Genomic DNA, 20539 nt, shown 5'->3' with positions numbered 1-20539 from the left:
GCGCGTAAGGGAGAATGGGTGCCATGAGTCTGTTCCGCGACGACGGCATCGTGCTGCGCACCCAGAAGCTGGGCGAAGCGGACCGCATCATCACCCTCCTCACCCGGGGGCACGGCCGCGTACGCGCCGTCGCCCGCGGTGTGCGCCGCACCAAGTCCAAGTTCGGGGCGCGGCTCGAACCCTTCTCCCATGTCGACGTGCAGTTCTTCGCGCGGGGCAGCGAGTTGATCGGGCGCGGGCTTCCGCTGTGCACGCAGAGTGAGATCATCGCCGCGTACGGCGGTGGCATCGTCACCGACTACGGCCGCTACACCGCGGGCACGGCCATGCTGGAGACGGCGGAACGCTTCACCGACCACGAGGGCGAGCCCGCCGTGCAGCAGTACCTGCTGCTCGTCGGCGCCCTGCGCACGCTCGCCCGCGGCGAGCACGAGCCGCACCTCATCCTCGACGCGTTCCTGCTCCGCTCCCTCGCCGTGAACGGCTACGCGCCCAGCTTCGGCGACTGCGCCAAGTGCGGAATGCCCGGTCCCAACCGGTTCTTCTCCGTCGGCGCGGGCGGCTCGGTTTGCGTCGACTGCCGGGTACCGGGCAGCGTCGTACCCTCACCGCAGGCCCTCGGGCTGCTCGCCGCGCTGCTGACCGGAGACTGGGACACGGCGGACGCGTGCGAGGCGAGGTTCGTGCGGGAGGGCAGCGGGCTCGTGTCGGCGTACTTGCACTGGCACATGGAGCGCGGACTGCGCTCGCTGCGTTATGTAGAGAAGAGCTAGGGGAGAGGCCCACACACATGGCACGTCGCGGAATTCTCGGACGGTCGTCACGACGCGAGTACGTGGCACCCGAACCGCACCCGTCGGGTGCGCGGCCACCGAAGATCCCCGGCGAGCTGGTGCCGCGGCACGTCGCCATCGTGATGGACGGCAACGGACGCTGGGCCAAGGAGCGCGGCCTGCCCCGCACGGAGGGTCACAAGGTCGGCGCCGAGCGTGTCCTCGACGTCCTCCAGGGCGCCATCGAGATGGGCGTCGGCGCGATCTCGCTCTACGCCTTCTCCACGGAGAACTGGAAGCGGTCCCCGGACGAGGTGAAGTTCCTCATGAACTTCAACCGCGACTTCATCCGCAAGACCCGTGACCAGCTCGACGAGCTGGGCGTGCGGGTGCGCTGGGTGGGCCGGATGCCCAAGCTGTGGAAGTCGGTCGCCAGGGAGCTGGAGATCTCCCAGGAGCAGACCAAGGACAACGACAAGCTGACCCTGTACTTCTGCATGAACTACGGCGGCCGCGCCGAGATCGCGGACGCCGCGCAGGCCATCGCCGAGGACGTGAAGGCCGGCCGTCTCGACCCGTCGAAGGTGAGCGAGAAGACCTTCGCGAAGTACCTCTACTACGCGGACATGCCGGACGTGGACCTGTTCCTGCGGCCCAGCGGCGAACAGCGCACCTCCAACTACCTGCTGTGGCAGAGCGCTTACGCCGAGATGGTCTTCCAGGACGTCCTGTGGCCGGACTTCGACCGCCGCGACCTGTGGCGGGCCTGCGTGGAGTACGCCTCCCGGGACCGGCGGTTCGGCGGTGCGACCCCGAACGAGGTGCTGCTGCAGCTGGAGTCGGGCAGCTAGTCCGTCTGCGGGCCGGTGGGTGAGAAGCCCCACCGGCCCGCAGACGACGAGACGCCGGAACCGCTCAACCCGCGGCGCACTCCGCGCACGTACCGAAGATCTCCACCGTGTGCGCCACGTTCACATAGCCGTGCTCGGAGGCGATCGCCTCGGCCCACTTCTCCACCGCCGGGCCCTCGACCTCGACGGCCTTGCCGCACATCCGGCAGACCAGGTGATGGTGATGGTCGCCCGAGGAGCAACGCCGGTACACCGCCTCGCCCTCCGACGTGCGCAGGACGTCGACCTCGCCCGCGTCGGCGAGGGACTGCAGCGTGCGGTAGACCGTGGTCAGGCCGACCGAGTCGCCCTTGTGCTTGAGCACGTCGTGCAGTTCCTGGGCGCTGCGGAACTCGTCCACCTCGTCGAGCGCCGCCGCCACGGCCGCGCGCTGGCGGGTCGACCTGCCTCGAACCGGGGCTGCCACGGGTTCCTCCTCGCATCCCTGCCACCTACCTGCCGCCGCCATTGTGCCAGGCTGCGTCAGGGCCGGGTCATCCATGAACCGAGGGGATCGGGGCCTGCTGCCCCGGGACCGTGCACTGCGCGGGGTCCCCGTGCAGCCGCGCCGCCGCGCGGGCCCGGCGCCGGGCGAGCGGCGCCGCCAGCAGCGACAGCACGATGAACACCGCGATGGTGAGCAGCACGATCGTCGCGCCGGGCGGGATGTCGACGTAGTAGTTGGTGACCGTGCCGCTCAGGGTCGTGACGACGCCGATGGCCACCGCGACCGTGAACGTCGCCTTGAAACTGCGGGTCAGCTGCTGTGCCGCCGCGACCGGCACCACCATCAGCGCGGAGACGAGCAGCAGGCCCACCACCCGCATCGCGACCGTGACGGTGGCCGCCGCGGTGACCGCGATCAGCAGGTTCAGGAAGCGCACCGGCAGGCCCGTGACCCGCGCGAACTCCTCGTCCTGGCTCACCGCGAACAGCTGCCTGCGCAGGCCGAGCGTCACCAGCATCACGAAGCCCGCCAGGACGCAGATCGCCACGAGGTCGCTCTGCGAGACCGTGGAGAGCGAGCCGAAGAGATACGAGTTGAGGTTGGCGGTCGAGCCGCCCGGCGCGAGGTTGATCAGCATCACGCCGCCCGCCATGCCGCCGTAGAAGAGCATGGCGAGCGCGATGTCGCCGCGGGTCTTCCCGTACCAGCGGATCAGCTCCATGATCACGGCGCCGAGGACGGAGACGGCCATCGCCATCCACACCGGCGAGGTGGAGAGGAGGAAGCCGAGGCCGACGCCGGTCATCGCCACGTGGCCGATGCCGTCGCCCATCAGGGCCTGGCGGCGCTGGACGAGGTAGATGCCGATCGCCGGCGCGGTGATGCCGACCAGGACGGCGGCCAGCAGCGAGCGCTGCATGAAGTCGGTGGTGAGGAATTCCATGTCAGCTCAGCAGTCCTGTGCGTACCGGGGCGGGGTCGGACGAGTGCGGGTGCACGTGGTCGTGGCCGGGCAGCGCGTGCTGGCCGACCGCCTTCGGGGGCGGCCCGTCGTGCAGCACACAGCCGTCGCGCAGCACCACCGCGCGGTCGATCAGCGGCTCCAGGGGGCCCAGTTCGTGCAGGACGAGGAGGACGGTGGCGCCGGCCGCGACCTGCTCCCGCAAGGTCGCGGCCAGCACCTCCTGGCTCGCCAGGTCGACGCCCGCCATCGGCTCGTCCATGATCAGCAGCTCGGGCCGGGCGGCGAGCGCGCGGGCGATCAGGACGCGCTGGTGCTGGCCGCCGGACAGCGCGTCGACGGAGTCCTTGGCGCGGTCGGCCATGCCGACCAGGTCGAGGGCGTGGGTGACCGCGTCCCGGTCGGCCCTGCGCAGGATGCCGAAGCGGGCCCGGGACAGCCGGCCGGACGCGACGACCTCGGCGACCGTCGCGGGCACCCCGCCCGCGGCGGTCGTGCGCTGCGGTACGTACCCGACACGCGCCCAGTCCTTGAAGCGGCGCCGGTCCGTGCCGAACAGCTCTATCCCGCCGCCGGTCACCGGCACCTGCCCGATGATCGTGCGGATCGCGGTCGACTTGCCGGAGCCGTTCGCGCCGAGCAGGGCGACGACCTCGCCGCGGTGCACGGTCAGGTCGATGCCGCGCAGCACCGGGCGCGCGCCCAGTTCCGCGGTGACCTTGCGCAGTGCGATGACCGGTTCAGCCATGTCGTTCTCCCCTTGGCGTACGTGCGTCACTTGGCGCCGAGCGCCTTCTGGAGGGCGGCCAGGTTCGACTCCATGACCTTGATGTAGTCGTCGCCCTTCGACTTCTCGGTGATGCCCTCGATCGGGTCGAGCACGGCCGTCTTCAGGTGGGCGTCGGAGGCGATGGTCTTCGCGGTCCGGTCGCTGACGAGCGTCTCGTAGAAGACGGTGGTGACGCCGTCGGCCTTCGCCATGTCCTGGAGGGCCTTGACGCGGGCGGCGCTCGGCTCGCTCTCCGGGTCCAGCCCGCTGATGGCCTCCTCGGTGAGGCCGTACCGCTCGGCGAGGTAGCCGAAGGCGGCATGGGTCGTGATGAAGACGGAGGAGTCGGTGTCCTTCAGGCCTTCCTCGTACTTCTTGTCGAGCACGTTCAGCTTGTCGACGAGGGCGGCGGTGTTCTTCTTGTAGTCGGCCGCGTGGTCCGGGTCGGCCTTCTCCAGGGCCTTGCCGACGCCCTCGGCGACCTCGGCGTACTTCACCGGGTCCAGCCAGATGTGCGGGTCGGTGCCCTCTTCGCCGTGGTCGTGGTCGTGCTCCTCGGCGTGCCCGCCGACCTCGGTGCCGTGCTCCTCCAGCTTCGTCAGGGAGGCGGCGTCGACCTTCGTTCCGATGCCGGACTGGCCGATCGCGTCGTCGACGGAGGGCTGCAGGCCCTTGAGGTAGACGGCGACGTCGGCTTCCTCGATCTCGACGCGCTGCTTGGTGCTGATCTCCAGGTCGTGCGGCTCCGTGCCGGGACCGGTCAGCGTGGTGACGTCCACGTGGTCCCCGCCGATCTCCTCGGCGAGGAACTGCAGGGGATAGAACGACGCGACGACGTCGAGCTTGCCGCCGCCCTTGCCGTCCGCGGCCGTGGAGCTGCCGCAGGCGGAGAGCAGGGTGAGGCCGAGCGCCGTGGCACCGGCGACGGCGGTCGTGGATATGAGGCGGCGGGCGGGACGGCTCGATCGGCGTACGTTCATGACACTCATTTTCAACAAAACTGGAAACGATTGTCAACAAGCTCTTGGTGGGCTCCTTCGTCATGCTCGGTCCGCCTCTGTCCCCCCGGGGCCCCGGAACCGATTTGGTTCGGGGGGTGGGCCCGCCGGTAACCTGAGGCATTCGCTCCCGGAGCGCGTATCCAGCGCGCTCACCGTCGTCGTAATGAAGAGAGCACCGTGGCCGCCGACAAGATCGAGACCATCGTCAGCCTCAGCAAGCGCCGTGGCTTCGTCTACCCCTGCAGCGAGATCTACGGCGGTCAGCGGGCCGCCTGGGACTACGGTCCGCTGGGTGTGGAGCTGAAGGAGAACATCAAGCGCCAGTGGTGGCGCTACATGGTCACCTCGCGTGAGGACGTCGTCGGTCTCGACTCGTCCGTGATCCTGGCGACCGACGTCTGGCAGGCCTCGGGCCACGTCGCCACGTTCACCGACCCGCTCACCGAGTGCACCTCCTGTCACAAGCGGTTCCGCGCGGACCACCTGGAAGAGGCGTACGAGGAGAAGAAGGGCCGCGTTCCCGAGAACGGCCTCGCGGACATCAACTGCCCGAACTGCGGCACCAAGGGCGCCTTCACCGAGCCCAAGCAGTTCTCGGGTCTCCTCTCCACGCACCTCGGCCCGACGCAGGACTCCGGCTCGGTCGCTTACCTGCGCCCCGAGACCGCCCAGGGCATCTTCACCAACTTCTCGCAGGTGCAGACCACTTCGCGCCGCAAGCCGCCGTTCGGCATCGCCCAGATGGGCAAGTCGTTCCGCAACGAGATCACGCCCGGCAACTTCATCTTCCGCACCCGTGAGTTCGAGCAGATGGAGATGGAATTCTTCGTCAAGCCGGGCGAGGACGAGAAGTGGCAGGAGTACTGGATGGAGCAGCGCTGGAACTGGTACACCGGCCTGGGCCTGCGCGAGGAGAACATGCGCTGGTTCGAGCACCCGGCGGAGAAGCTCTCCCACTACTCCAAGCGCACCGCTGACATCGAGTACCGCTTCCGCTTCGGCGGCAGCGAGTGGGGCGAGCTGGAAGGCGTCGCCAACCGCACCGACTACGACCTCTCGGCGCACTCCAAGGCCTCCGGCCAGGACCTCTCCTACTTCGACCAGGAGAAGGGCGAGCGCTACACGCCGTACGTCATCGAGCCCGCGGCCGGTGTCGGCCGCACGATGCTGGCGTTCATGCTCGACTCCTACTTCGAGGACGAGGCGCCCAACGCCAAGGGCAAGATGGAGAAGCGCACGGTCATGCGCTTCGACCACCGCATCGCCCCGGTGAAGGTCGCGGTGCTCCCGCTCTCCCGCAACCCGGAGCTCTCCCCGAAGGCGAAGGGCCTGGCCGCCGCGCTGCGCCAGAACTGGAACATCGACTTCGACGACGCCGGCGCCATCGGCCGCCGCTACCGTCGCCAGGACGAGATCGGTACGCCGTTCTGCGTCACCGTCGACTTCGACACCCTGGACGACAACGCGGTGACCGTGCGCGAGCGCGACACCATGAAGCAGGAGCGCGTCTCCCTCGACCAGATCGAGGGCTACCTGGCCGCACGCCTGATCGGCTGCTGACGCCCGTACGCGCCTGAGCCCCGGCCCGCCGTTTCGGCGGTGGGCCGGGGCTTTTTGCTGCACACTGCCGCTGTGCCTCACATAACGAACAGCAAGGTCAGTCGCTGGGACCAGCACGGGCGCGGGCATGTCGTGCGGGTCGAAAGGACGGGAATGCAGCGCCAGTTGACGTGCGAGACGTGCGGCTGGAGCAGAACGGCGCAGTTCCTGCCGTGGCTCAAGGCGGAGGAACACCTCGGGCAGGTGCATCAGGCGACGGTGGACCCCGGGGGCGAGGCGTGACGGCCTGACGCGGGCCCGGCCGGGGCGTCGTCAGCCGCGCAGGCCGCGCATCACCAGGTTCACCAGCGCGTCGAACGCCGGCTGCGCGTCCGGGCGGGACCACTGCGGGGCGTACGCCGGGTCGTGAAAGTGGGCGGTCGCCTCGAAGACGGCGCGGGCTGTGGTGGGGATGTCCGGGGTCGTCGCGAACTCGCCCTGGGTGACGCCTTCTTGGAGGATCGTCGTGAGCTGGTCGCGGAGTTCGGTGATGTGGGCGTCGACCACGCCGCCGTTCTCCGTCGTCAGGACCGTGTACGTGGCGAACAGCTCCGGGTCGTCGCCCGCCTTGTGCCGCTTGGCCTCGAAGAGCGCGGTCAGCCAGTGGCGGAGCTTGGCGGCGGGCGGCTCGGCGCCGGTGGTGACCTCGGCGAGCACGCCGGTCGTCCGGTCCAGCCAGCGCTTGGTGACCGCGCCGCGCAGCTCCGCCTTCGTACGGAAGTGCCGGTACACCGAGCCGTGGCTGACCCCGAGGGCGCGGGCCACGTCGACGACGGTCGCCTTCGCGGCGCCGTGCCGGCGCAGCACGTCCTCGGTCGCGGCGAGGATGCGCTCGGGGGTCAGGGTCTCGGTGGCCATGGATATGAAGTTACCCGGCGTCGATCAGCGCTCGCTGTCGAGGTGTGCCATCTGGGCCGCCGGGTAGCGGTCGCCGGCCGCGGCGTCGGCGGGCACGGCCTCCTCGATCGCGGCGAGGTCGGCGTCGTCGAGCGTCACGTCGAGCGCGCCGAGCGCCTCGGTCAGGCGGGTCCGGGTGCGGGCGCCGATCAGCGGCACGATGTCGTCGCCGCGCGAGAGCACCCAGGCGATCGCGATCTGGGCGACGCTCACGCCCTTCTGCTCGGCGATCTTGCGGAGCTGCTCGACCAGGTCCAGGTTGTGCTGGAGGTTCTCGCCCTGGAAGCGCGGCGAGAAGGAGCGGAAGTCGCCCGCCGCGAGCTGCCGGTCGCGGGTGAAGTGGCCGGAGATCAGGCCGCGGGAGAGCACCCCGTAGGCCGTGATCGAGATTCCCAGCTCGCGGGTGGTGGGCAGGATCTCCTCCTCGATGCCGCGCGAGATGAGCGAGTACTCGATCTGGAGGTCCGAGATCGGGGCGGTGGCGGCGGCCCGGCGGATCGTCTCCGCGCCGACCTCGCTCAGTCCGATGTGCCGCACGTGCCCCTTCTCGACCAGCTCCGCGATGGCTCCGACGGTCTCCTCGATCGGCACGTCCGGGTCGATGCGGGCGATCCGGTACACGTCGATGTGGTCGACGCCGAGGCGCTGGAGCGAGTACGCGGCGAAGTTCTTCACGGCGCCGGGACGCCCGTCGTAGCCGGACCAGCCGCCGTCCGGGTCGCGCAGGGCGCCGAACTTCACGCTGGTCAGCGCCTTCTCGCGGGCCGCCGCGGGCGCGGCGCGCAGGGCCTCGCCGATCAGCATCTCGTTGTGCCCCATGGCGTAGAAGTCGCCGGTGTCGAGCAGGGCCACACCCGCGTCGAGCGCGGCATGGATGGTGGCGACGGACTCGGCCCGGTCGCTCTCGCCGTACAGCGCGGACATGCCCATGCAGCCGAGGCCGAGGGCGGAGACCTGGGGGCCGGTGGTACCGAGGGATCGCGTGGGGAGGTTCATGCACCCAGCTTGGCATGACAGATGACAGATTTCAATATCTGTCATCTGTTACTTGTCATCTGTCATGCCTCTCCCGTCGTCACGCCTGTTCCCGTCGTGGCGTGCCGCCCCGCGCGCGGCCCGGAGCGTTCGTGACACGGCTGTGTCCGGAACTGTGGCTTCCGTCACGGACGGTGGGCGGACGCTCCGGTGGAATCGGCCGATGATCTCCGTCGCTGTCTTCCTGGTCGCTTTCGTCGGCTCCCTGGTCGGCGCGCTGTGCCTTCTCGGTCACGGCGTCGGCCAGTTGCTGCCCGGCGCGGAGAGGGCCCGCGCCGACCGGCCGCTGCGCGCCGGTGCCGCGCTGGCCGGGTCGGTGGCGTCGGCGCTGTGCGCGCTGGGGCTGTTCTGCGTGGGTGGCGCCGTGGTCAGCGCCGAGGACGGCGGCACCGACTCCGCGCCGATCATCCCGTGCCGGACCGGTGACGCGGAACGCGACGGGCTCATCGTCGACTACGCGGTGTCGTACGTCCCCCTCGGCTTCGAGTGCTCGCGCAACGACGGCACCCGCTACCTGACGGACGACGTCCCGGGTTACGTGAACCCGGGGATCGCCCTGTTCGGCCTCGCCGGCGCGAGCGGCGCCGTCCTCGTCGGCTACCGCACCGAGCTGCGGGCCAGGCGCGCCGCCTGAGCCGGGGTTCAGACGATGCGGCGCGGCAGCCGCAGGCTCAGGGCCACCGTCAGGACCACCGCCACCAACTGCACTAGCAGCGTCACCACCAGCGCGTCGCGCATGCCGAGGGACGGGGACAGGGAGAGGAACAGCGAGCCCAGCGTCGCCACGCCGAGGGCCAGCGCCGCCTGCTGCGTCGTCGTCATCACGCCGCTGCCGACACCCGCCCGCTCCGCCGGCACCTCCGACAGGATGATCCGGAACAGGATGGGGAGCTGAAGGGCCTGCCCCGCTCCGGCCAGCGCCGCGCCGGGCAGCATGCCGAGCACCCCGAGACGCGGCCAGTCGCGCCAGGCCGCGAGGGCGATGAGCACCACCCCGGCCCCCTGCAGCAGGCCGCCCGCGGTGACGATCCGCGTACCCCAGCGCGCCACCAGACGCGGACCGGCGAGCGACGTGGCGAAGAAGACCGCCGCCATCGGCGCCAGGGCCAGCCCCGCCGCCGTCGCGCCGAGCCGCTCGCCCTGCTGCAGTGCCACCGCGATCACGAACATGAACCCGCTGAAGCCGATGGAGAACGGCACCACCATCACCAGGCCCCGGCGCAGGGAGGGGAGCCGGAACAGGGACGGCGGGACCAGCGGGGTGCGGCCCGCCCGGTCCGCCCGGCGCTCCACCGCGTAGAAGGCGTACGCGAGGAACGGGAACGCCGCCAGCGACAGCCACGTCCACAGCGGCCAGCCCGCGGACCGGCCCTCGGTCAGCGGCGCGAGCAGCGCGCACAAGGCCAGGGCGAGCAGCACCGTGCCGGGACCGTCGACCGGTTCGGGCCGCGCGGAACGGGTCTCCGGGACCGTACGGACGGCGAGCACCAGGGCGAGGACGACGACGGGCACGTTCACCAGGAACACCGAGCGCCAGCCCGTGCCGAACAGATCCGCCGAGACCAGGACGCCGCCGAGCACCTGGCCCGCCACCATCGACAGGCCGGCCGTCGCGCCGTAGAGGCTCATCGCCCGCGCCCGGCGCGGACCGGCCGTCGTCGCCTGGATCGTGGCGAGTACCTGCGGCAGCATCACCGCCGAGGCGGCGCCCTGCGCGACCCGGGCCGCGACCAGCGTCCACGCGGTCGGCGCCAGGCCGCAGGCCAGCGAGGTCACGCCGAAGGCCGCCATGCCGCCGATGAACAGCCGGCGGCGGCCCAGCAGATCACCGAGCCGGCCGCCCAGGACGAGGAGGACGGCGTACGCGATGCCGTAGCCCGCGACGACGAGTTCGAGGACGGGCTCGCTCGCGTTCAGGTCACGGTCGATGGTGGGCAGGGCGACGTTGACGATGAAGAAGTCGATGAGGGGCAGCGCCGCGCCGAGCAGCACGGTGAGCAGGCCGGCGCCGCCGAGCGCGGTGCCGGCGGCGGACGCCACGACGGGCGGGGCCGGCGGGGACTGCGTGTGGGTGGTCATGGCACCGAGCGTCCGCCGCCGCTCAAGCTGGTACCAGAGTGTTCTTATCCTGGTAGAACCTCTACCTGGCAACAGGATGCGGCCCGCTCCACGCTGGAGGCATGACCACCATGACGCAGGACGTGCAGCAGTACGGGGCGGAGGTCCGGCCCGGCGAGATCCGGCGCCACGAGCTGGCCGGGTTCCTGCGCAGCCGCCGCGAACGCATCACGCCCGAGGAGGTCGGCCTGCCGCGCGGCCGGCGCCGCCGCACCCCTGGCCTGCGCCGCGAGGAGGTCGCCCACCTCTCCGCGGTCGGCGTCACCTGGTACACGTGGCTGGAGCAGGCCCGCGACATCCAGGTCTCCGCGCAGGTCCTCGACGCGCTGGCCCGCACCCTGCGCCTCGACGCGCCCGAGCGCGCCCACCTGTTCGGCCTGGCCGGCGCGATCGACCCGACCCCGGCGGCGAGCTGCACCACGCTGACCCCCGAAATCCTCTCCCTGATCGCCAAGTTGGAGCCGATCCCGGCCTGCGTGCAGAACAGCCGCTACGACATCCTCGCCTACAACAGCACGTACCGGCTGCTGCTCTGCGACCTCGACAAGATCCCGCCCGAGGACCGCAACTGGATGCTTCTCGCGTTCACCCACGAGGGCTGGCGGTCCTCGATCAGCGGGCTCGACGACGTGCTGCGCACGATGGCCGCCAAGTTCCGCTCCGGCATGGCCGAGCACCTCGGCGAGCCCGCCTGGAAGCTGGTCCTGCGGCGGCTGACCGAGGAGTCGGCCGAGTTCCGCGAGCTGTGGGAGCGGCACGAGGTGGTGCGGTCGGTGCCCAGCAAGGTGAAGCACTTCGACAACCCGTACGTGGGCCCGCTCTCCGTCGTCCACACCGACCTGTGGCTGGGCCGGGACTGCGGGGCGCGCATGGTCACGTACACCCCGGCCGACGAGACGACCCGCGAACGCCTCGCGGAACTCCAGGAGTTGACGGCGGGGAGATAGCCGTTCACGCCCCGGCCGACGACTCCGTCAGCGCCGCGTCCTGCGGCTCCTCCAGCCGTTCCGCCGTGCGCCGCGCCGTACCGCGCGCCCACGCCCCGCTGGTCACCGCGCCGAGCACCAGCACCGCGAGGCCGCACCCGGCGATGATCCACCAGCAGGACCGGCTGGCCGCGACGAAGGTCTCCGCGTACGAGGACGAGGCGACGCCCGAGGCGAGCACCGCGCCGATCACGGCGACGCCGAGGGTCTGGCCGATCTGCCGGCTGGTGGAGGCCACGGCCGCGGCCACCCCGGCCTGGGCGCGCGGCATCCCGGAGACCGCGGTGTTGGTGATCGGCGCGTTCACGAAGCCGAAGCCGATGCCGAACAGCACGTAGGCGAGGACCAGCGACCAGTTCGACGTCTCTGCGTCGAAGGCCGCGAACATCACGCCGCTCACCGTCATCGTGGCGCCAGCGACCAGCAGCGGCAGGCGCGGGCCGCGACTGCCGACCAGGCGGCCCGAGAGCGGCGCGCAGACCAGGGCCATCGCCGCCATCGGCAGCATCCACAGACCGGCGTGCAGCGCGTCCAGGCCCCGTACGTCCTGGAGGTACAGCGTCGACAGGAACAGGAAGCCGCCGAGCGCGGCGAAGCCGCAGATCGCGATCACCGCGGCCCCGCTGAACGGCGCCGAGCGGAAGAACCGCAGGTCGATCAGGGGGTCCGTGCGGCGCGGTTCGTACAGCAGGATGCCGAGGAGCGCGGCCACCGCGATCACCGTGCAGACGACGATCCGCACCGAGGTCCAGCCCGCCGACGGCGCCTCGATGATCGCGTACGTCAGTGAGCCGAGCAGCGCGATGACGAGGACCTGGCCGACCGGGTCGGGGCGGCGCGCCTTGGGGGCGCGGGACTCGGGGACGTAGCGCATGGTCAGCAGGAGGGCCGCGACGCCGACCGGCAGGTTGACCCAGAAGATCGAGCGCCAGCCGATCGAGTCCACGAGCAGGCCGCCCACGATCGGGCCCGCGGCCATCGAGATGCCGACGACACCGCCCCACACACCGATGGCGCGGGCCCGCTCGCGCGGGTCGGTGAAGGTGTTCGTGATGATCGACATCGCGACCGGGTTCAGCATCGAGCCGCCGACCGCCTGCACCATGCGGAACGCGACGAGGGACTCCAGAGTCGGTGCGAGGGAGCAGGCCACGGACGCGGCCGTGAAGACGGCGAGCCCGATCCGGAACACTTTGCGGCGCCCGATCCGGTCGGCGGTCGACCCGGCCAGCATCAGCAGCGAGGCGAGGACCAGGGTGTAGGCGTCGATCGTCCACTGCATGCCCGAGAGCGTGGCGTCGAAGTCCTTCGCCATGGAGGGCAGGGCGACGTTCAGGACGGTGTTGTCGAGGCTGACGATCAGCAGGCTCATGCAGCAGATCGCGAGGATCAGCATGCGCCGCTTGTGGGTCAGGGTCTGTGCATCGGGCATGTTTTCGACGGTAGCCGGAACCGGGGCCGGGTGGGCACGTGAGGTGGAGGTCATGGCTACGACGATGGCCGCCCGCTCAGCCTGGTACCAGAGCCTGCTCATCCTGTTACAGGCAGTACCTGGCAACAGGATGGCGACGGGCGGGGGACCGGAGCATCCTGGTGGCATGACGACCATCGCCCCCGCAGACCGGTCCGCCGGTGACGTCCGCGCGGCCGACGACGTCCGCCGCGCCGAACTGGCCGCCTTCCTGCGCAGCCGCCGCGAACGCATCACCCCGGACCGGGTCGGCCTGCCCGGCACCGCCCGCCGCCGCACCCCGGGCCTGCGCCGCGAGGAGGTCGCGCACCTCGCCGCGGTGGGGGTCACCTGGTACACGTGGCTGGAACAGGGCCGCGCCATCAACGTCTCGGCCGCAGTCCTCGACGCCATCGCCCGCGCCCTGCTCATGGACCCCGCCGAGCGGGCCCACGCCTTCGCGCTCGCCGGGACCACCGACCCGCGCGCCGCCACCGAGTGCCCGGTCGTCACGCCCACGATCCAGCGCCTGCTGAAGCGCCTGGAGCCGTACCCGGCCGCGCTGAAGAACGCCCGCTACGAGATCCTCGCGTACAACCGCGCCTACGCCCACGTCTTCGGCGACCCCGCCGAACTCGACCCCGAGCACCGCAGCGCCCTGTGGCTGCTGTTCATGAACGACCGCTGGCGCACCCGGTTCCTCGACCGCGAGACGATGGTGGTCGACCTCGTCGCCAAGTACCGCAAGGCGATGGCCGAGCACGTCGCCGAACCCGCCTGGAAGGCGCCGGTGGACGAGCTGCTCGCGGTCTCGCCGGAGTTCCGCGAGCTGTGGGAGCGGCGCGACGTGGCGCCGATGGTCTCGCACGTCAAGCGGTACCTGCACCCGGAACCGGACATCGGCCTGCTGCGCCTGGAGCACCGCCACATGTGGCTGGCCCCGGACGGCGACGGGCACCGCGTGGTCGCGTACCTGCCCGCCGACGACGAGACCGACGAACGCCTGGAGAAGCTGGCCGCCCGGACGGGGTGAGCGGGGCATGGGCCGGGTGGGGGACAATGGATCCTTGCCGCGTCGGCGGACGACGCACCGGACGCCGTGGCAGCCGCCCTGTTCGTACGTTCCCGGAGACTCGCCCCGATGTCCCAGCAGCCGCTCCAAGTAGGCCCGCACACCGTGCAGCCGCCCGTGGTCCTCGCACCCATGGCGGGCATCACGAACGCGCCGTTCCGGACCCTGTGCCGGGAGTTCTCGGGCGGCAAGGGTCTCTTCGTCAGCGAGATGATCACGACCCGCGCGCTGGTCGAGCGCAACGAGAAGACCATGCAGCTGATCCACTTCGACGAGACCGAGAAGCCTCGCTCGATCCAGCTGTACGGCGTCGACCCGGCCACCGTCGGCAAGGCCGTCCGCATGATCGCGGAGGAGGACCTCGCCGACCACATCGACCTGAACTTCGGCTGCCCGGTCCCGAAGGTGACGCGCAAGGGCGGCGGCTCCGCGCTCCCGTACAAGCGGAACCTGCTGCGCGCGATCCTGAAGGAGGCCGTCTCCGGCGCGGGCGACCTCCCGGTCACCATGAAGATGCGCAAGGGCATCGACGACGACCACATCACGTTCCTGGACGCCGGGCGGATCGCGGTCGAGGAGGGCGTCACGGCGATCGCCCTGCACGGGCGCACGGCGGCGCAGCACTACGGCGGCACGGCCGACTGGGACGCCATCGCGCGGCTCAAGGAGCACGTCCCGGAGATCCCGGTGCTCGGCAACGGCGACATCTGGTCGGCGGACGACGCGCTGCGCATGGTCCGCGAGACCGGGTGCGACGGGGTCGTGGTCGGGCGTGGGTGCCTGGGCCGTCCCTGGCTGTTCGCGGACCTGGTCGCGGCGTTCGAGGGCCGTGACGAGCGGGTCCGCCCGACCCTGCGGGTGGTGGCCGACGCGATGGTGCGGCACGCCACGCTGCTCGGTGAATGGATCGGCGACGAGGCGCGGGGTGTCATCGACTTCCGCAAGCACGTCGCCTGGTACCTGAAGGGGTTCTCGGTCGGCTCCGAGATGCGCAAGCGTCTGGCGATCACGTCGTCCCTGGCGGAACTCCGTGCCGGGCTCGACGAGTTGGACCTCGACCAGGACTGGCCGTCCGGGGCCGACGGGCCCCGGGGCCGTACCTCCGGCAACAACCGTGTCGTCCTCCCGGACGGCTGGCTCAAGGACCCGTACGACTGCGCGGGCCTCTCCGAGGACGCGGAGTCGGACACGTCCGGAGGCTGACGGGCCCAGGTCGCGCAGTTCCCCGCGCCCCTGAAAGACCGGCGTCTGCCCCATGGGCGCCTCGTTTCCACCTGACGGCCGGTGGGGCTTCTCGCGCAGTTCCCCGCGCCCCTGAAGCATGCGCTGCGCGCAGCTTCCCCTGGGGCGAGCGGAGCTCGCTTCCAGGGGCGCGGGGAACTGCGCGAGCAACCACCCACGACCTTCAAGCCGCGCGACAAGGGAACCCGGCAGACGCGAAGGCGAACAGGGGCGCGGGGAACTGCGCGAGAAGCCCCACCGGGTCGCGGCCGGGGACGAGAGCGCACTCGACAGACGGGCACGCTCAGGGGCGCGGGGAACTGCGCGAGAAGCCCCACCGGGCCCGCACCCGGCAACGCGACCTATCCCCCCACCGCGCTCAGCAACGCCAACGGCGCCGCGGCCGACCGGGACTCGCGCGCGCACGCGTACGGGTAGGGAACCGGCGCCGGGTACGCCTCCCGCTCGTACCCGGCGACCACCTCCGGCAGCCGCCCACCGCAGGCGACCGACGCCGCGACCAGGCCGCCCGCCACGACCCGCGCCTCGTCGTGCAGCCCGTACCGCGCGAGCCCCAGCGCGATCAGCGCGTTGTCGTGCGGCCACACCGAGCCGCGGTGGTACGACAGCGGGTGGTACGCGGCCTGGCCGGAGGCCACCGTGCGCACGCCCCACCCGGAGAAGAAGTCCGGTTCGAGCAGGCGCCGCCCGACCGCCTCGCCGTACTCCTTGTCGAGCAGCCCCGACCACAGCAGATGCCCCGCGTCGGACGCCAGCGCGTCGACCTGGTGCCCGTCGCCGTCGAGGGCCAGCGCCGGGAAGCCCTTCTCCTCCATCCAGAAGTCCCGCAGGAACCGGTCGCGGAGATCCGCCGCCGCCTGCTCCAGCAGTTCCGCGTACACCACGTCGTCCCAGACCGTCCTGGCCAGCACGGCGGTGCGGCGCAGCGCGTCGTACGCGTACCCCTGCGCGCCCGCCGCCATCACGGGCCCGGTCGCCCGGCTGCCGTCGGCGGAACAGATCGCGCCGGGGGAGTCCTTCCAGTTCTGGTTGGCGAGGCCGCCCTGGTCGGCGCGGTATACGAGATACCCGCGCGACGTCAGTCCGCCGTGGTCCAGCATCCAGCCCACCGCGGCCCGCGCGTGCGACTCCAGGCGCCGGGCGAGCCCGGCGTCCCCGGTGCGCTCCGTGTACGCCCCGAGCAGCACCAGGAAGAGAGGCGTCGCGTCGACCGAGCCGTAGTAGCGCCCGTACGGCACCTGCCCGAAGTGCGCCAGCTCCCCGTGCCGCACCTCGTGCACGATCTTGCCGGGCTGCGCGACGGCCCCCTCGACCAGCTCGGTGGCCTGGGTCGCGGCGAGCACGGGCAGCGTGGCGGCGGCCAGTTCGGGCCGGTAGGGGAGCGCGAACAGGGACGTCAGCAGGGCGTCCCGGCCGAGCAGGGTGAGGAACCAGGGGACGCCCGCCGCCGGTACCAGATGCCGCTCGCCGTCCGGGCCCGCCGCCGGCACCCGCAGCACCGCCAGATCGGCGAGGCCCCGCGCGCAGGCCGCCGCCAGCTCGGGCCAGGCACCGGGCAGGGTCACCCCGGAGCCGAACTCGTCGACCGAGGCGGTGAGTTCGGCGGCCGCCGCGGCCGGCGTCGCGGGCACCCGTACCGCCGCCACGCCGTGCGGTCGCGCCGCCACCCGCAGCGTGAGCTCCGCGCTGCCCTGGGCGTCGAGCTCCAGCGTCCACACCAGGCGGCGCGCGCCCGTACCGGTCTCCTCCACGGCCTCCGGCGCGGGCTCGCTCGTCACGGTCGTCGACGAGCGCCAGTCGCCCCGCCGGTAGGTGAACTCGACGCCGTCGTCGAGGACTTCACGGGTGCGCACCACGCCCGTCTTGGCGTACGTGCGGTGGTCGGAGCGCAGCTCGAACTGGTCGGTGAAGTCGGCGTCGACGGTCAGCGCGAGCCGGACCGTCGACGGCACCGGACGGTTCGACACGATGCGCAGCAGCTCCACCAACGACCCCTCCCCGACGGCCTGTTCGCGGAAGAGCGTGTACGCGGGCGGCTCCTGGCGTCCGCCGCGCGGCACGAGCACACAGCGGGCCACGCCCCCGTCCTCGTACGACAGGGGCGTGAGCACCTCGGGCGCCGCGCCGTCGACCGTGAGCTGCCAGCGGCACAGGTGCCGGGCGTCCCGCACGAACAGGCCGTCCGGTCCCGACATGGCCGAGCCGCCGCGCACCGCGCTCAGCCCGCCGCCCGCGTCGAGCGACGCGAACGTCCCTCCGCACACCAGGAGTTGGGGTGCGAGGCCCTGTCCCTGCCCATGTCCGTAGCGGTGTGTCTCCGTCATCGAGAGGTTCCTTCCCTCGGGCCCTGTCCCCGCGTTCCCGCCTGCCCGGCGGTGTCCTGCACGTGTGCCGGCTCCGCCCGCCGGTGTTGTTCGGCGTTCGACACCGAGGCGGGGCTCAGCAGGTCCAGCGTCAGCGCGGCCGTCCAGCCGAAGCCGCGGGCGCCGCAGCCCGCCCCCGTGTACGGATCGACGTACTCGGCGAAGTCCGAGGCCCCGGCCACGTCCAGCATCGCGGTCCGCAGACGCGCCGCCCGCGCGTGCTCCCCGTGCAGCCGAAGGCCGTGCTCCAGAAGCCAGTTGGTGTTGAACCAGGCAGGACCGCGCCAGTACCGGTGCGCGTCGAAGGCCGGTCCGAGGAGGTCGTAGCTCGGCGCGAGCCGCACCCGCTCGCCGACGCCGAAGTGCGGGCCCGCCGCGGTGCGCACCAGCGCGCGGACCACCTCGCGCGGCAGCGCGGGCAGGATCAGCGGCACCAGGCCCGAGACGCCGTACTCCCTGATCAGCCCGCCGCCGCGCACGTCCCGGCAGAAGAACATCTCCGTGTCCGGGTCCCACAGCCGCGCCACGAGCGCCGCGGTGAGCCGCTGCGCGCGGGCGTGCCGGGCCGTGCCCGCCGCCCCCAGCTCGCAGGCGATCCGCGCCAGCGCGTGCTCGGAGGCGGCCAGCAGCGCGTTGAAGGACGGGTCCTCGACCGCGAACTCCCCCTCTCCGTCCGCGTATTGACCGTCGCGGTAGTCCGTCGCGAGACGCACGTACCGGCCGTAGTCGAGGTCGGTGGGGCGGTCGTCCGCCGCGCCGTGCTCCAGGTCCGCACGCCGGAACGTACGCGACTCGGCCGGGACGATCCGGCTCAACGGGGTGTCCCAGCAAGGGCTGTTGTCCATCCCCTGCTCCCAGGGGTGGACGACCGAGGCGAGCCCGCCGCCGCCCAGATCGCGGCGGTGCAGCAGATAGCGGTGCCAGGCCGCGAGCGCGGGGTACACGCGGGGCAGGAAGCCGCGGGAGCGGGAGAGAGCGGGGTCGGCGCGGTGCACCAGCCAGGCGGCGAGCGCGTGGACCGGGGGCTGCACGATGCCGGAGGTCTGCACGGCCGACGGCGCGCCGGACGCGCGGCCCGCGGTGGAGGAGCGCCAGAAGTCGGGGCTGGGGAAGTACGCGTCCAGTGGTACGGCAGGGTTGAACACGATGTGCGGGATCCGGCCGTCGCCCCACTGGGCGCTCAGCAGCGTCTCCAGCTCCAACTGGGCGCGTAAGGGGGAGACATGACGCAGCCCGATCGCGATGAACGCCGAGTCCCACGACCACTGGTGCGGGTACAGCGTGCGCGAGGGGACGGTCGAGACTCCCGTCCAGTTGGCGTCGAGGACGTGCGCGGCGCGGTCCCACAGCGGCTCGGGTCCCGGCCCCCGCTCCCGCAGCCTGGTTCCCGCCGCGGACTCGAACCGCTCGGTCGTGTGCTCCACATGTTCTCCCGTGGACAGCCGGACTGCCGGACACCGGGCCGAGGTACTGACGGGGTGTCGGTTACGCAGCAGGCAGCATAGAGTTACGTCTACTTAACACGCAAAACCTAGAATGTAACGCGCAGTTGATGAACGCAAGGGGGTTGGCGACATGGCGGGGAACCAGGCGAACGCCGGGGATCTGCTGCACCTGGTGCGCAGCGGGCGGGCGACCACGCGCGGCGCGCTCCAGGAGGTCACCGGCCTCTCCCGGGCCACCGTCGGACACCGCCTGGACCGGCTCTTCCGGGCCGGCTGGCTGCGCGAGGGCGCGGCCGAGACGGTCAACTCCCGCCTGGGCGGCCGCCCTTCGATCCACCTGGAGTTCGACGACACCCATGCCGTGGTGCTCGCCGCCGCCCTCGACACCCGGCACGCCCGCGCCGCCGTCCTGACCCTGTCCGGCGAGGTCCTCGCCGAGTACACCGACCCCCTCACCGTGGAGGACGGACCGGAGAGGGTGCTGTCCCAACTGGGCGTCTGGTTCGGCGACCTGCTCAAGGAGGCGGGCCGGGCCGCCGACGCGGTGTGCGGCATCGGGCTCGCCGTGCCGGGGCCGGTCGACACCGACAGCGGCCGCGTCATACAGCCCCCGATCATGCCGGGCTGGGACGGCTACGACATAAGAGGGCGGCTCGCCCGGTCCGCCGCCGAGCACGCGGCGACCGCACCCGACCTCCCCGTCCTGGTGGACAACGACGCGAACCTCATGGCGTACGGGGAGCAGCGCGCAGGTCACCCCGACTGCCGCGCCTTCGTCCTGGTCAAGGTCTCCACCGGGATCGGCGCGGGTGTCGTCGTGGACGGGGCGATCTTCCGGGGCATCGACGGCGGCGCGGGCGACATCGGGCACATCCGCGTCCCGCAGGGCGCGGACGCGCTGTGCAGGTGCGGCTCGTACGGCTGCCTGGCCGCGGTCGCGAGCGGCCGGGCCCTGGCGCGCCGGCTCACCGAGGCGGGGGTGCCCGCGGCCTCCGGCTGGGACGTGCGCGAGCTGCTCGCCGCCGGGCACCCCGAGGCGGTGCGCCTCGCCCGGGAGGCGGGGCGCGGGGTCGGCGAGGTCCTCGCCACCGTCGTCACCCTGCTGAACCCCGGTGTCCTCATGATCGCCGGAGATCTGGCCGGAACTCCCTTCCTCACGGGCGTGCGCGAGCTCCTCTACCAGCGGGCGCTGCCCCGCTCGACCGCACACCTGGACGTGGTCACGGCACGGCTCGGCGAGCGCTCCGCGCTCATCGGAGCGGGAGCCCTGGTGGTGGAGGAGCTGTACGCCCCCGAGCGCGCGGAGCGCCGGCTGGCGGCACTGGGCGTGTGACGCGCCCGTTTCGGCCGCGATCAGCTGTCCGCATGCTGACATCGGACCGTCCGCCCGGCCCTTCAAACGGCGTGATTCTCGCCACCCTTGATAGCCCTTGCGCTCAGATGAGCGCTAAATCGACGTCTGCGCTTCTTCAAGACGTGGCACTGAGTGC

At 71.8% G+C, this 20539-nt stretch carries 19 protein-coding genes; 9 read left to right on the top strand and 10 right to left on the bottom strand.

Annotation, left to right across the window (positions count from 1 at the left end; genetic code table 11):
• Window positions 1–23 precede the first annotated feature (23 nt).
• Window positions 24–773, top strand: coding sequence for a DNA repair protein RecO (gene recO / locus B072_RS0116240; protein WP_018531017.1), 750 nt, complete (start codon window positions 24–26; stop codon window positions 771–773).
• Window positions 774–790: 17 nt separating this feature from the next.
• Entirely contained in the window at window positions 791–1624 is an 834-nt protein-coding gene (locus tag B072_RS0116235; protein ID WP_026245901.1) for an isoprenyl transferase, read from the top strand.
• Between the two features lie 64 nt (window positions 1625–1688).
• On the opposite strand, the gene B072_RS0116230 is transcribed toward B072_RS0116235, so the two are convergent.
• Genes B072_RS0116230 through B072_RS0116215 form a run of 4 tightly spaced genes read right to left on the bottom strand, consistent with a single transcriptional unit; the run spans window position 1689 to window position 4821 of the window.
• Entirely contained in the window at window positions 1689–2132 is a 444-nt protein-coding gene (locus B072_RS0116230) for a Fur family transcriptional regulator (protein WP_051127196.1), read from the bottom strand.
• Window positions 2133–2157: 25 nt separating this feature from the next.
• Window positions 2158–3054, bottom strand: coding sequence for a metal ABC transporter permease (locus B072_RS0116225; protein WP_018531014.1), 897 nt, complete (start codon window positions 3052–3054; stop codon window positions 2158–2160).
• A gap of 1 nt (window position 3055) precedes the next feature.
• Window positions 3056–3820: a metal ABC transporter ATP-binding protein gene (locus tag B072_RS0116220; protein ID WP_018531013.1), complete on the bottom strand. Its 765-nt coding sequence runs from the start codon at window positions 3818–3820 to the stop codon at window positions 3056–3058.
• 26 nt (window positions 3821–3846) lie between these two features.
• The gene (locus B072_RS0116215) at window positions 3847–4821 is read right to left on the bottom strand and encodes a metal ABC transporter substrate-binding protein (RefSeq protein WP_018531012.1); all 975 of its coding nucleotides are present in this window, start codon (window positions 4819–4821) and stop codon (window positions 3847–3849) included.
• 198 nt (window positions 4822–5019) lie between these two features.
• Here B072_RS0116215 and B072_RS0116210 point away from each other — a divergent pair, with 198 nt between their 5' ends.
• Window positions 5020–6402, top strand: a complete 1383-nt coding sequence (locus tag B072_RS0116210) for a glycine--tRNA ligase (RefSeq protein WP_018531011.1) — start codon at window positions 5020–5022, stop codon at window positions 6400–6402.
• A gap of 72 nt (window positions 6403–6474) precedes the next feature.
• A complete protein-coding gene (locus B072_RS0116205) occupies window positions 6475–6684 on the top strand; it encodes a hypothetical protein (RefSeq protein ID WP_026245899.1) in 210 nt (69 codons plus the stop codon).
• Window positions 6685–6714: 30 nt separating this feature from the next.
• On the opposite strand, the gene B072_RS0116200 is transcribed toward B072_RS0116205, so the two are convergent.
• Window positions 6715–7299, bottom strand: coding sequence for a TetR family transcriptional regulator (locus B072_RS0116200; RefSeq protein WP_018531009.1), 585 nt, complete (start codon window positions 7297–7299; stop codon window positions 6715–6717).
• A gap of 24 nt (window positions 7300–7323) precedes the next feature.
• A complete protein-coding gene (locus B072_RS0116195; RefSeq protein ID WP_018531008.1) occupies window positions 7324–8334 on the bottom strand; it encodes an aldo/keto reductase in 1011 nt (336 codons plus the stop codon).
• Window positions 8335–8536: 202 nt separating this feature from the next.
• Between B072_RS0116195 and B072_RS0116190 the strand changes: the two genes are divergently transcribed.
• Window positions 8537–9007 carry a hypothetical protein gene (locus B072_RS0116190; protein WP_018531007.1) on the top strand — a complete coding sequence of 157 codons (471 nt, stop codon included), beginning with the start codon at window positions 8537–8539 and terminating at the stop codon, window positions 9005–9007.
• A gap of 8 nt (window positions 9008–9015) precedes the next feature.
• Here B072_RS0116190 and B072_RS0116185 read toward each other — a convergent pair whose 3' ends face one another.
• Complete coding sequence (locus tag B072_RS0116185) at window positions 9016–10452, bottom strand: MFS transporter (protein WP_018531006.1); 1437 nt, start codon at window positions 10450–10452, stop codon at window positions 9016–9018.
• Window positions 10453–10553: 101 nt separating this feature from the next.
• Here B072_RS0116185 and B072_RS0116180 point away from each other — a divergent pair, with 101 nt between their 5' ends.
• Window positions 10554–11438, top strand: a complete 885-nt coding sequence (locus tag B072_RS0116180; RefSeq protein WP_018531005.1) for a helix-turn-helix transcriptional regulator — start codon at window positions 10554–10556, stop codon at window positions 11436–11438.
• A gap of 4 nt (window positions 11439–11442) precedes the next feature.
• Here the strand turns inward: B072_RS0116180 and B072_RS0116175 are convergent, their stop codons facing one another.
• Window positions 11443–12909: an MFS transporter gene (locus B072_RS0116175; protein ID WP_018531004.1), complete on the bottom strand. Its 1467-nt coding sequence runs from the start codon at window positions 12907–12909 to the stop codon at window positions 11443–11445.
• A 166-nt stretch (window positions 12910–13075) separates the two neighbouring features.
• On the opposite strand from B072_RS0116175, the gene B072_RS0116170 reads away from it, so the two are divergent.
• Both B072_RS0116170 and dusB read left to right on the top strand, forming a co-directional pair.
• Window positions 13076–13960 (top strand): helix-turn-helix transcriptional regulator, encoded by an 885-nt coding sequence (locus B072_RS0116170; protein ID WP_018531003.1) that lies wholly within the window; start codon window positions 13076–13078, stop codon window positions 13958–13960.
• A 108-nt stretch (window positions 13961–14068) separates the two neighbouring features.
• Window positions 14069–15202 carry a tRNA dihydrouridine synthase DusB gene (gene dusB, locus B072_RS0116165; RefSeq protein ID WP_018531002.1) on the top strand — a complete coding sequence of 378 codons (1134 nt, stop codon included), beginning with the start codon at window positions 14069–14071 and terminating at the stop codon, window positions 15200–15202.
• A 380-nt stretch (window positions 15203–15582) separates the two neighbouring features.
• Here the strand turns inward: dusB and B072_RS0116155 are convergent, their stop codons facing one another.
• Window positions 15583–17565: a glycogen debranching N-terminal domain-containing protein gene (locus B072_RS0116155; RefSeq protein WP_018531001.1), complete on the bottom strand. Its 1983-nt coding sequence runs from the start codon at window positions 17563–17565 to the stop codon at window positions 15583–15585.
• Window positions 17562–18983, bottom strand: a complete 1422-nt coding sequence (locus B072_RS0116150; RefSeq protein WP_202538972.1) for an MGH1-like glycoside hydrolase domain-containing protein — start codon at window positions 18981–18983, stop codon at window positions 17562–17564. The genes B072_RS0116155 and B072_RS0116150 overlap by 4 nt, the downstream gene beginning before the upstream one ends.
• Window positions 18984–19179: 196 nt before the next feature.
• Between B072_RS0116150 and B072_RS0116145 the strand changes: the two genes are divergently transcribed.
• A complete protein-coding gene (locus tag B072_RS0116145; RefSeq protein WP_018530999.1) occupies window positions 19180–20382 on the top strand; it encodes an ROK family protein in 1203 nt (400 codons plus the stop codon).
• The last annotated feature ends 157 nt before the right edge of the window (window positions 20383–20539 follow it).

The organism is Streptomyces sp. HmicA12 (assembly GCF_000373565.1).
Taxonomy (GTDB): domain Bacteria; phylum Actinomycetota; class Actinomycetes; order Streptomycetales; family Streptomycetaceae; genus Streptomyces.
This window is presented reverse-complemented; position numbering and strand designations above follow the sequence as displayed.

Coding starts and splice junctions, on each gene's coding strand:
- recO (WP_018531017.1), top strand. CDS start 24: ATGAGTCTGTTCCGCGACGACGGCATCGTGCTGCGCACCCAGAAGCTG.
- B072_RS0116235 (WP_026245901.1), top strand. CDS start 791: ATGGCACGTCGCGGAATTCTCGGACGGTCGTCACGACGCGAGTACGTG.
- B072_RS0116230 (WP_051127196.1), bottom strand. CDS start 2,132: ATGGCGGCGGCAGGTAGGTGGCAGGGATGCGAGGAGGAACCCGTGGCA.
- B072_RS0116225 (WP_018531014.1), bottom strand. CDS start 3,054: ATGGAATTCCTCACCACCGACTTCATGCAGCGCTCGCTGCTGGCCGCC.
- B072_RS0116220 (WP_018531013.1), bottom strand. CDS start 3,820: ATGGCTGAACCGGTCATCGCACTGCGCAAGGTCACCGCGGAACTGGGC.
- B072_RS0116215 (WP_018531012.1), bottom strand. CDS start 4,821: ATGAACGTACGCCGATCGAGCCGTCCCGCCCGCCGCCTCATATCCACG.
- B072_RS0116200 (WP_018531009.1), bottom strand. CDS start 7,299: ATGGCCACCGAGACCCTGACCCCCGAGCGCATCCTCGCCGCGACCGAG.
- B072_RS0116195 (WP_018531008.1), bottom strand. CDS start 8,334: ATGAACCTCCCCACGCGATCCCTCGGTACCACCGGCCCCCAGGTCTCC.
- B072_RS0116190 (WP_018531007.1), top strand. CDS start 8,537: ATGATCTCCGTCGCTGTCTTCCTGGTCGCTTTCGTCGGCTCCCTGGTC.
- B072_RS0116185 (WP_018531006.1), bottom strand. CDS start 10,452: ATGACCACCCACACGCAGTCCCCGCCGGCCCCGCCCGTCGTGGCGTCC.
- B072_RS0116180 (WP_018531005.1), top strand. CDS start 10,554: ATGACCACCATGACGCAGGACGTGCAGCAGTACGGGGCGGAGGTCCGG.
- B072_RS0116175 (WP_018531004.1), bottom strand. CDS start 12,909: ATGCCCGATGCACAGACCCTGACCCACAAGCGGCGCATGCTGATCCTC.
- B072_RS0116170 (WP_018531003.1), top strand. CDS start 13,076: ATGACGACCATCGCCCCCGCAGACCGGTCCGCCGGTGACGTCCGCGCG.
- dusB (WP_018531002.1), top strand. CDS start 14,069: ATGTCCCAGCAGCCGCTCCAAGTAGGCCCGCACACCGTGCAGCCGCCC.
- B072_RS0116155 (WP_018531001.1), bottom strand. CDS start 17,565: ATGACGGAGACACACCGCTACGGACATGGGCAGGGACAGGGCCTCGCA.
- B072_RS0116145 (WP_018530999.1), top strand. CDS start 19,180: ATGGCGGGGAACCAGGCGAACGCCGGGGATCTGCTGCACCTGGTGCGC.